Origin of the sequence: Brevundimonas sp., from assembly GCF_030656255.1 — a bacterium.
Lineage (GTDB): Bacteria > Pseudomonadota > Alphaproteobacteria > Caulobacterales > Caulobacteraceae > Brevundimonas.
This window is the reverse complement of the sequence record NZ_JAUSOE010000120.1, coordinates 31,413-42,252: the sequence shown is the minus strand read 5'-3', so window position 1 is coordinate 42,252 and position 10,840 is coordinate 31,413. Positions and strand designations below refer to the sequence as shown.

Sequence of the window (10,840 nt, the reverse complement as noted above, 5' to 3'; positions counted from 1 at the left end):
GATGGACCGGGTGAAGATGCTGTTCGGCTTCATCTTCCTGGGCATGGCCTGGTGGCTGGCCAGCCGCATCCTGCCGCCGACGGCGACGCTCGCTCTCGGCGCGGCGCTGGCGCTCGGTCTGGCGGCGGCTCTCGGCCTGTTCCAGCCGCTCAGCCCGAACCTGAGAAACGGCGTCGCCCGTGTCGCCGGCCTGGCGGCCGCGACCTGGGGCCTGTTGCTGCTGGTCGGCCTCAGCCTCGGGGCGGACGACCCTTGGCGTCCGCTTGAGCCCCTGGCGCGTCCCGCCGGAGTCGCAGCCGCCGCGCCGGTCGAAACCGCGGCGGTCGTGCTGGATCAGGCGGCGCTGGACCGGGCCGTCGCCGATGCCGGCGCGCGCGAACGTCCCGCCCTGGTCTATTTCACCGCTGACTGGTGCGTCAGCTGCAAGGTGATCGAGCGGACGGTGTTCGAGGACCCCGCCGTCATCGCCGGCCTTTCGAACACCGACCTCATCAAGGTCGACGTCACGCGCAGCACGCCCGAGGCGCGCGCGCTTCTTGAGCGGCACGGGGTGGTCGGGCCGCCGACAATGATCTTCCTGTCGCCCTCGGCCACCGAGGCGCCGGGCAGCCGACTGATCGGAGAAATGTCGGCCCAAGACGTCGCCTCCGCCCTGCAGAGCGCCCTCGCCTACAACATCATCGTCCTGCCCCTGGCGGCCCTGGGCCTGCTGTCGCCGCTAGGCGCCGCAGTCGCCATGACCGCCAGTTCCCTGCTGGTGATGCTGAATGCGCTGCGCGGGCCAAAGGCGCGCCTGCCTGGCGAGACGTCATACTCGGAATCGGTCCTGGCCGCCCGACACGCTCACGGGTCGCCTTGACCCTTGGCTTCGAATGAGCGCCCCCGCTATCCGCCCATAATCCCGGCCCAAGGCGGGCTTGGCTTTCCGTGTCACTTGCGTAGGATGTCGGACGGCGGGCCTCGTCCGGATAGCCTTCGATCTGGAGCCAGGGGACGCAATGCGTCGGCAGCGATCGCGGGTGAAGACGTCGAGCTTCACACAGAAGTTCCCGGCCCGCCCCCTCCACCCTGCCGACGGTCTGAATGCGGCTACCATCGCGCTCCGCCCAAGCGGCGCCAGAGGTCCGTTTCCGCCTTGGGCACCTCCGCCAGATCGGCATGATCCCGCCAGTGGGTGATGACGCCCTGGTCGACCTCGAAGATGCTGATCGCGCGCACGTCCACCAGACCGCCCCGGCGGGCGGCCAGGAAGTAGGCGCTGTCGGCGATGACCAGATCCTCCTCCACGACGCATTTGAGGATATGGAGCTCGACGAGCGAATAGGCTTGAAACAGCCGCCGCCAGAACCCGAGCAGCGCGGCTTTGCCGACGAGGACGCCAGCGACGTCGAACCGGGCGTCGATATCGTCTGCGACAAGAGACTCAAGCCGTCGGACGTCGCGAAACGCGATCTCCCTGGCGAAAGCTTGAACGACGTCTCCGGGCATGGATGAATTGATCACGGTTCAGATGATCGATCATGACCCGATTCTCGATCAAATATCGCGCGCCGCGTGTGGGGCCGCCATTAGTCTGGCTCAATCAAGCCGGCCCGGACCGCAACCGCGACAGCCTCGATTCTCGTCCGGACCCGGAGCTTCGCAGCGACCTTTTCCAAATAGCTATCGACCGTGCGGGGGGACAGTCCGAGGATGCTGCCGATGTCGCCCGAACTTTTGCCGCGGCAAACCCAGATGAGGCATTCGAGTTCTCGCGGGCTCAAGGCGAGGCTCTGCGTTCCGACGTCTGTCTGACGGTGTGGTGTCATGAGATCACTCGCCTTTAGAGGCGCACGTTGGCGCGGTCCGCGAAGCTGAACAACGCCGTCGATTTGCGGAGAGTCCGCAACAAACTTGCGGAAACGTCTGAGCGAGCTCCAGCAGCGCCGCGCCTCCGTCGCACTCCACGCATCGCTTGCCCTTCCGGCTACGGGGCCCTAAATCGTTAGACGTCGGGCGCCGCCATATAGGGGCGGAACTTGAGCCGGGGTCTGCCCATGGCGGAGGCGGCGTTTCATCCTGAAGTAGCGGGCCTCTTCGCAGAGGATTCCTCGCCCGACCCCTCCGCCTTGCACCGCGACTCGGATTGATTCATTGTCGGTTGTCGGCGTCCGCGTCGATAGGGGCCGGGAATCCCCTGTGCGAAGCTCAACCTTAACGGCCGCGCCTTGACGCGCGGCGTCCGTCCGCCATCGCCTGCGGCGCACCTTTGCGTGCGCCCGGACGAAACGCGGTCGCGCTCTCGGATTCCCGCCGTCTGACAGCCGGCTGGAGGTCGCGTTGAGCGATGTGAAGGAGTTGAATCCGGGCGCCGCGGCGAGCCTCAACGGGCTCTACCGCCGCTATTCGGGATGGCTGGGCAAGCGGCTTCGTGGACGCATCGGCGTCGATGAAGCCGACGACGTGGTGCAGGAAACCTATCTTCGCCTCACGCCGTACCTTCTCGAAGACATCCGCCATCCGAAAGCGCTGCTTCTCCGGGTCGCGCTCAATCTCGTCCGCGACGAGCGGCGCCGTCTTGTGCGCCGCGAGCGCGCCTTGCAGGGTACGGGTCCGAGCTTGGACGCGGTGGCCGACGCGCCTGTCGACCGCCTCTACCTCAAGCAGGTCCTCCAGACGATGCCGCCTCTCTACAGGGACGTCTTCGTCTTGAGCCGGTTTGACGGTATGACATATCCGGAGATTGCTCTGGCTCACGGGATCAGCTTGGCTACCGTCGAACGGCGCATGGCGAAAGCTGTTGAGCACTGCATGGCGCAACTGGACGTCTAAGGCACGAACGATGACTGCCGATAAAGACCTGGACGCGAGACGTCGTGAAGCCGCGTCATGGTTCGCGACCCTCAATCAGAAGCGTGTGACGGCCTCGGACGTCACAGCCTTCAGCCAATGGCGCCGCGACTCAAAGAACGCCGAGGCCTACGCCCGCATCGAAACGATGTGGGAGACGGCGGGCAGCCTCAAAGGCGACGCCGACATCGCCGTCTTGACGCAGGGTGCGCGCGCCCGAGCCGACGCGTCGCGTCAATCCCAAAGTCGGTTGGCCAAAAGTGTCGTTCCCTTGGGGGCGATCGCCACGATCGCTGCGCTCGCGGTCGGCGTCGCCCTATGGTCCAGCCGACCTCAGTCTTACGAGACGGATTTGGGGGAGCGCCGGGTGGTGGTTCTGGCTGACGGATCGCGGGTGACGCTGGACACCGCCTCCAGGATCCGCGTGAAGCTGACCCGCGGGCGGCGCGCCGTGGAACTGGCGAGCGGTCAAGCCTTCTTTGAGGTTCGGGGCGGTGGTGCGCGCCCGTTCATCGTCAGCGCCGGGGACACCGACATCACCGCCGTCGGCACCCGGTTCGACGTGCGTCGCTCGGGAGACGGCGCTCAGGTGACCCTCGTCGAGGGCAAGGTCGATGTAAGCGATCGTTCTGCGGTCTCTCAGGGGTGGTCTCTCACGCCGGGCCAACAGATCGTCACGACCTCGCCTCGTCCCGCCGTCCGAACCGTGGACGTCGCCTCGGAAACGAGTTGGACGGCGGGGCGACTGATCTTCGCTGGCGACACCGTCGAAACCGCCGTCGCAGAGGTGAACCGCTACAGTCGCACCAAGGTGGTTCTCGACGCGCCCGCCATCTCCCGCATCGCCGTCAGCGGCGCCTTCAACACGGGCGATGTCGAGGGGTTCGTCTCCGCGCTCGTCGAGCTTTATCCCGTCGTCGCCGAGCGGACACCCACTGGTCAGATCGTCATTCGCGACGCTCCTGCGAAAAATGCGGCGGGGCGCTGAGGGGTTTTACCGCGCTCCTTCGTCTCTTCCCCAACCCGCGTCTGTGCGGGTATCCATTTCGGGGGAGTGTTATGCGTATCGGTCCTTGTTCCACTGCGCTTGGCGTATTGATGCTGGCGGCGGCGACGCCTGTCATCGCCCAGGCGCAATCCCCTGCCGTGCAGTTCCGCGTTCCCGCCGGCCCGCTGCAAACCGCACTGCCCCTGTTCGCGGCCCAGAGCGGAGAGCAAATTCTCTATTCCACTGACCTTGTCGCAGGCCGCCAGTCCCCCGGCGTCAATGGCGCGCTTGGGACGGACCAAGCCCTCACCGCCTTGCTGCAAGGCACCGGACTAAGGGCCCGTCGGACGAGCTCCAACACGCTTGTCGTCTTCGATCCCACCGCCCGTGCAGAGGCGACGGACGAGGCGGTCGAGATCGCGGAAGTGATCGTTACTGGCAGTTTGATCCGCGGCGTCGCTGACGGCCCGTCGCCGGTCATCACCGTGACCCGGGACGATATCGACCGGCAAGGACATGGAACGGTCGCCCAAGCGCTTGCGGCCCTGCCCCAGAACTTTGGCGGCACCGGTAACGATGCCGCCATGAGCAACGGCGGCGACCGGACGGGTACGAACAGCTTTTACGCCTCGGGCGTCAATCTGCGCGGCTTGGGCAGCGATGCGACTCTCGTTCTGGTCAACGGGCGACGAATGGCGGGCACAGGAAACAAGGGCGACTTCGCCGATGTCTCCACAATACCGACCAGCGCCGTGGCCCGCATCGACGTGCTGCTCGATGGTGCGTCAGCGCTTTACGGAGCGGATGCCGTGGGCGGCGTGGTCAACATCATCCTTCGTGAGGACTATGACGGCGCCGAGACGCGGGTCCGGTACGGCGTCACCTCGGATGGGGCGAGCGACGAGCTCCAGATTGCCCACACCGTCGGGAGCCGCTGGTCGTCAGGCTCGATCCTGGGCACCTATGAATACAATGACCGCAGCCGCCTGGCGGCATCCGAGCGGGACCGGGCGAACGACGCGGACTTGCGGCGGTTCGGAGGCTCCGACCGGCGTCGCATCTTCAGCAACCCCGGCAACATCGTTGTCTTCGACGCCGCAGCCGGCGGCTATGTCCCTACCTACGCCATCCCCAGTGGGCAGAATGGCGAAGGCCTGAGCCCGAGCGACTTCATCGCCGGTCAGGGCAATCTCTACAATCACCGCGAAGGCCTGAACGTCCTGCCCGAGCAAACCCGACACAGCGCCTATCTGGTCCTCAATCAGGACCTCGGCGACCGCGTCTCGGTCAACGCCGATGTTCGCTATGGCCTGCGCGAGTTCGAGGCGGTGTCTCAAGGGTTTCCAACGACCTTCACCGTGACCGCAGCGAACCCCTATTTTGTGTCTCCGACAGGCGCGACATCACACATCATCGCCTATAATTTCGGCCGCGATCTCGGCAATCCAAGGATCGAAGGCCGCGCCGAAAGCCTGGGCGGTTCGATCGGGGCCAAGATCGATCTGGCAGGAAGCTGGCGGCTGGACACTTATGCCGCCTACGCGCGCGAACACGGTGAAAACTCGAGCAGCAATCAGCTGAACTCCACCTTCCTGCGCGAGGCGCTCGGCGCGATGGCCGATAATCCGGCGACCAACTACAGCGCCCCGCGCGATGGATACTTCAATCCCTTCGCCGATGGCTCGAACAGCTCGCCGGCAGCCTTGGCCTTCATTGGCTCCGGTTGGGCGCGCGGGGTCGGGGAGACGACGGTTTCATCCATCAACGCCCTGGCGGACGGGTCCCTGTTCACCCTCCCTGCCGGGGACGCCAAATTGGCCGCGGGCGTCGCCTTCCGCCGCGAGACCTTCGAACGTCAGGACACAAGCTTCACATCAGGCGTAGCGCCGTCGGTCGGCGTCCCCGTCGCTTTCGACCGGGAGGTGGCGTCCGCCTTCGCGGAAGTCCGCATCCCCTTCTTCACTGCCGCAAACCGCCGCGCTGGATTCGAGAGGCTTGAGCTATCGATCGCCGGACGGTTCGAGAACTATTCCGACGCCGGTCAAACGACCAGCCCCAAGGTCGGGGTTCTGTGGCAGCCCTACTCCGACCTGGTGCTGCGCGCCAACTACGGCGAGTCTTTTCGCGCGCCGGCGCTGCGCGAGTTGAACGAGACGGCGGACCAGAGCCCGACGTTCCTCCCGCGCGGATCGCAGCAGGTGCTTGCCGAAATCTTGTACGGCGGCAATCCCGACCTTGAACCGGAACAGGCCAAGAGCTGGACGCTTGGCGGAGACTATCGGCCAGCGGCCGTTCCGGGCCTGCGTGTGGGGCTAAATTTGTTCAGGATCGATTTCGACAACCAGATCGGTCAGCCCGCCTTCACGGCCCTGACCACCGCCCTCACCAATCCCGCCCTGTCCGCCTTCGTTCGTATCATCGATCCGATCAACAACGCGCAGGACCGCGCCGACATGCAGGCGTTGCTGGACCTGCCGACGACAGCGCTTGCCGATCTGTTCCCCGCTGAGGCCTATGGCGCCATCGTCGACGCCCGGTTTGTGAACACGTCCAGCGTGCTGCTCGAAGGGATCGACGCCAATCTCGGCTACGCCTTCGACATCGGTGACCATGCGTTCGACCTCGACGCCAACCTGACCTATCTGGACCGGTTCGATACGCAGGCGACCCCGACCGCGCCCGTTCAGTCCGGCATCAATAGTCCCAACTTGCCGGTGGACCTGCGGGCGCGCGCGTCTGCGAGTTGGAGCCGTCGCGGCTGGGGCGCCTCGGCGGCGGCCAACTACGTCGGGGGCTACCCTGACGTCACGGGTCGCCCCATCGGCTCATGGACGACAGCGGACGTCCAGCTTCGCTACGCGCCGACGCGCGGACCGCTCGAAGGGACGACGTTGACGGTGAACGTGCAGAACCTACTCAACACCGATCCGCCCTTCTACGACGCTCCCGAGGGCGTCGCCTACGACGCCGCAAACACCAATGTTCTTGGCCGATTCATCTCCATCCAGTTGACGCGGGCCTGGTGATGAAGCCGTTCCTCGGCCTTGCGGCCGCGGCGACCCTTCTGGTCGCCGCAAGCCCGTCCCTTTGTCAAACCTCGGCGCAATCCGGCGACGCTCAGCCTTTCACGCTTGAGGACCTCGTCGGACAAGAAGGCATCGGCAATGTTCGCATCTCGGCGGACAGTCGCTGGATTGTTCTGGAGCGGCAAGCGCCGTGGAACACGGCGAGCACCTACAAATACGACTTCTACACCGAGACGCTTCTGAGCCGGCTGCAGGTCTTCTCCGCGACAGACGGCGTCCTTCGTCAAAGCCTTGAGGACCCAGGCCATTCGGAGGGCTTCGTGTCGGGGCCATTCTCGCCAAGCGGCGCGCAGATGGTGGTCTATCGGCTCTCTGAGACCGGCTGGAGCCTTGGGGTTATGACGCTGGCCACCGGCGCCGTGCGGTGGCTCGACCTGTCACCGGAGCCGGCGCGCTTTGGTGAAACCGTCGTCTGGCGCTCGGAAAGCGAGCTCCTAGTCGTCGCCCGGCGAAATGGCGTGTTGCCCTATATCATCGGGGTCTACGCCCAGTCGGTCGTGAAGCAGACCGAACTCTGGCGGCGGGCCGAGGCCGGACATTCGCCATCGTCAATTTCCATCTCGAGTGGGCCGGCGCGCAACACCCGCGACAAAGGTACGCCGCTTCAACTCCTTCGGGTCGATCTCACAACGGGGCGGGAGACCCTCCTCGTCGAAGGCGCCATCATCGACGTTTCGCTGTCGCCGGACGGACGGACGGCAGCGGCCCTGCTTGACGGCGCGGACATCCAGTACGGCCTGGACACGGTGCTCTTCACCGGAACGCCGAAACGGGTTCGGCGGATCCTCCTGGCCGACCTTGAAACGGGGTCGACTGTAGAGCCCTTGCCCGATCAGGATTTTACATCCCACCTGATGACCTGGTCGCCGCGCTCGGACCGGCTGATCGCGTTCGCGAGACGGCCCGGGGGCCGTTTCGAGGCCGGGCGGTTCTGGCTGCTTGATCGCAGCGGCTCCGCACAGGCGATCGATCTGGACACGACCACACCGTGGATCGACGGCGATAGCCAGACGATCCCCATCGCCCGGGCCAGTTGGGACGACGGTCGCCCCGTCGTTCAGGTTCGTCTGGCCGACGGCTCGAAAGCCTGGCTGACAAACGACCGTCGCGGACGACGCCGGATCGTTGCCCAGGTCGATGACGGCGAAGCCCTGGTCCGCTTCGACGGCGCAACCTTCGTCACCCGGCCGACAGGTTTGACGGCGCTCAGCACAGAGTCCTCTGCTGTCGATCTTCAGGGACGGCTTGTCGATGCCGGGACGGCGAGCGATCTCGGCGCGCGGGCCACGCAAAATCCAGCGCCCGAGCGGCTCGGCCAGTCTGTCCTGCTGGACGCGCAGGACTGTTTGCGACGAGCCAGCGGTCTGGCGCACTGCATCGGCGCCCTCGACGACGACGAGACCGTCGTCGCGGCCAGCCCCGACGCCACCTTTGTCGTCACCCGCCGCCGTTCGGCGGGCGGTGCGACGCAGGTCCGCCTAAGAACTGACACCGGAGCGGTCGAACTGGCCTCTATCAATGACGAACTCGATCGCCGGAGCTGGGGCGCTGTCGTGCCCATAGAACACACGGGTTCGGAGGGGCAGCCGCTGCGCAGCTGGTTACTGTTACCCGCCGTCCCGACATCCAGTCCTCCGCCGGTGGTCGTTATCGCCTATCCCGGCCAGACCTTCCCAACGCCGCCCGGACGACTCCTGCCTGGCGCCCTCAAGCTGCACATCAATCCGGCCATCCTTTCAGCAGCTGGCTACGCCGTGCTCATGCCCAGCTTGCCCCAGCAGGCCTCCCCCACCTCGGACCTCGATCACCTTGGGCCTGAACTCGTCTCGATCGTCCAGCTGGCCTGCGCGGCAGACCGCTGCGACGCCGCGCGCGCGGCCTTGATCGGCCACAGTTTCGGCGGCTACGGCGTCCTTCGCGCCGCGACGCAGACGGATGGCTTCAAGGCGATCATCGCCTCAAACGGCTATGGCGACCTCAGCGAAGCCTATGAGCCGCGCCTGTATTCACAATTGAGCGGAGAAGCGGGCGTCGCCATCCAGAGCGGATGGCTGGAGGGCGGACAGGGCGGCCTTGGCGTGCCCCTGGGGACGAATCCGAACCGCTACGTCGAGCGCAGCCCGCTTTATGCGGTGGAGCGGATCCACACGCCCACCCTGCTTCTCCAAAGCGACTTCGACGGATCGCGCTTCGATTCGATCTTCGGCGCCCTCTACCGTCTCAATCGCGAAGTGGAGCTCGTCACCTACTTCGGGCAGAGCCACGAATTCGCCAGTCCTGCGAACATTAGAGACCTGCACCTACGCATTCTCGACTGGCTCAACCGCTACCTTGGCCCGTCGCACCCGATCGAGACGCCCCTCCCAGCTTCGCGCCCAAACCTCGATCGCACCGAGGATCAGGAAGCGATTGGTCGCGGGATCCCAGATTAGATGGGCATCGGAGAGGGCCTTGTCGAAGTCGTCTGCGCTGATCAAACCCTTTTCCGCCAACCGTCCATCGACGAGCAGGTCGGTCACAACATCCACGCTCTGGCGCACGACCGAAGCATAGAAGCGGCTAAGATCGCCCTTGTCACGCCGCTCAACGATCGACGGCGGCAACCGGTCTACAAACGCAATCCTGGCCAGGCCGCGATCTCGTGCGCCGCGTGTCAGACAGTCCGTGGGGATGGCGAGACAATGCTCCATGACCGGCTGCGTCAACAGAGGATGCAGCAGGGTCGCCGAGCGGGCGCGCAGGCAGTCGCTCCAGAAGGTTTGACAGTTGACGAGTTGCAGAACCTGGCGCGCCTTCGCGGGCGGCAGCGCCTCCGCCCCTTCGACCCACCGATGGCGTCGCGTCGAGGCGGGCGGGTGCGACTTGGGAAACAGGCTATGTCTGGCGATGGTCCAGACGGAGTGCCGGGTCCACCGCGCCACGGAGGCCACATAACCCGGCTTCAAACCTCTCAGGCCCTCGCGCTTGAACCGGTCCGCCACGACCAGGGGGTCGGGTGATTGGAAGAAGACGGCGTCACCGCCTTGCCCCGTGAGCAGCCCCGTGGCGCGGACCTTGCGCGCTCGGCCGGCCATCTCGGCGTCATAGACCATGTCGATGCCGTGGAGCGCTGGGCGAACGCTTTGACCGAGCGGATCAAACTGCCGTCGGGTCAAGGCTGCAACCGGCTTGTGAACCTCCTCGAGATCAACGCCGAGCATGTAAGCCGCCGCGCGGGCGAAGGCGCGCTCATCGCCTTCCGGTTGGTCGTCAAAGTAGTTCACGAATCTGGACTTCGAGGCCCGACCGTTCGCCACCAGGCTGGCGGCGACAATCGCCGAATCCAGGCCGCCTGATATTTCGGTGACGATGCGATTGTGGCCCTCAACCAGTGCCGCAACGGTCCGATCGACGACGCCCACCAAGGCCTCCGGCCTGTCGTCCCAGTCACGGACGGTCGCCGCGAATCGGGCGGGCGTCCAGATCGCCTCCTGAGTGAAACTGTGAGCCAACCGGGCCAGGCTCCCCGGCGTCACCGCGTGCAGCCCCGTCAGGGCGAGGTGATCCGAGGCTAGGTTCACCGCGCCGATGATTTCGCCCAGAACCGTCCAATCGATCGCGAGGTCGTCTGGAAAGACGGCGTTCAAAGCCTCCGGAGGTTGGCTGGTGATGACGCAGCTCGCGCCATAACGCCAGCAGATGCAGTCAAGCGCGCCACTGGGATCGCGCAGAAGGCGCAGATCGCCGTCATCGCCGCGCCAAACGAGGACGTAACGACCCCAGCCCTGAGACACGACGGCTTGCGCCAGGGCGGCGTCAGATCGGTGCAGCGCAATCAAAGTCGATAGAAACTCATCGCCTCCCCGCCAGTCCCCAATCAGGAAGTGTTGCCGATGAACCTGGGTCACCTTCAAGGGCGAGTCCGGCCCCAGGAAGATGATCATCCCATTGATGTCGA

At 65.6% G+C, this 10,840-nt stretch carries 7 protein-coding genes and 1 pseudogene; 5 read left to right on the top strand and 3 right to left on the bottom strand.

Annotated features, from left to right (window positions below; genetic code table 11):
- Positions 1 to 859 (top strand): thioredoxin family protein (locus Q7J26_RS12610; RefSeq protein WP_304936758.1); only part of this gene is annotated, 859 nt, incomplete at its 5' end.
- A 230-nt stretch (positions 860 to 1,089) separates the two neighbouring features.
- Here Q7J26_RS12610 and Q7J26_RS12605 read toward each other — a convergent pair.
- Together Q7J26_RS12605 and Q7J26_RS12600 are read right to left on the bottom strand one after the other, a co-directional pair.
- Positions 1,090 to 1,488 (bottom strand): nuclear transport factor 2 family protein, encoded by a 399-nt coding sequence (locus Q7J26_RS12605; RefSeq protein WP_304936757.1) that lies wholly within the window; start codon positions 1,486 to 1,488, stop codon positions 1,090 to 1,092.
- An 80-nt stretch (positions 1,489 to 1,568) separates the two neighbouring features.
- Positions 1,569 to 1,808, bottom strand: a complete 240-nt coding sequence (locus Q7J26_RS12600; RefSeq protein WP_304936756.1) for a response regulator transcription factor — start codon at positions 1,806 to 1,808, stop codon at positions 1,569 to 1,571.
- Positions 1,809 to 2,328: 520 nt separating this feature from the next.
- On the opposite strand from Q7J26_RS12600, the gene Q7J26_RS12595 reads away from it, so the two are divergent.
- The 4 genes from Q7J26_RS12595 to Q7J26_RS12580 all read left to right on the top strand — a co-directional run bounded on the left by Q7J26_RS12595 (position 2,329) and on the right by Q7J26_RS12580 (position 9,335).
- The gene (locus Q7J26_RS12595; protein ID WP_304936759.1) at positions 2,329 to 2,811 is read left to right on the top strand and encodes an RNA polymerase sigma factor; all 483 of its coding nucleotides are present in this window, start codon (positions 2,329 to 2,331) and stop codon (positions 2,809 to 2,811) included.
- 10 nt (positions 2,812 to 2,821) lie between these two features.
- Positions 2,822 to 3,817 carry a FecR domain-containing protein gene (locus tag Q7J26_RS12590; protein ID WP_304936755.1) on the top strand — a complete coding sequence of 332 codons (996 nt, stop codon included), beginning with the start codon at positions 2,822 to 2,824 and terminating at the stop codon, positions 3,815 to 3,817.
- A 71-nt stretch (positions 3,818 to 3,888) separates the two neighbouring features.
- Positions 3,889 to 6,843, top strand: a complete 2,955-nt coding sequence (locus tag Q7J26_RS12585; protein ID WP_304936754.1) for a TonB-dependent receptor — start codon at positions 3,889 to 3,891, stop codon at positions 6,841 to 6,843.
- Positions 6,843 to 9,335 carry a prolyl oligopeptidase family serine peptidase gene (locus Q7J26_RS12580; protein WP_304936753.1) on the top strand — a complete coding sequence of 831 codons (2,493 nt, stop codon included), beginning with the start codon at positions 6,843 to 6,845 and terminating at the stop codon, positions 9,333 to 9,335. The genes Q7J26_RS12585 and Q7J26_RS12580 overlap by 1 nt, the downstream gene beginning before the upstream one ends.
- A gap of 9 nt (positions 9,336 to 9,344) precedes the next feature.
- On the opposite strand, the pseudogene Q7J26_RS12575 reads toward Q7J26_RS12580, so the two are convergent.
- Positions 9,345 to 10,826 (bottom strand): annotated as a pseudogene (locus Q7J26_RS12575) (asparagine synthase-related protein); the annotation flags it as partial.
- Positions 10,827 to 10,840 lie beyond the last annotated feature (14 nt).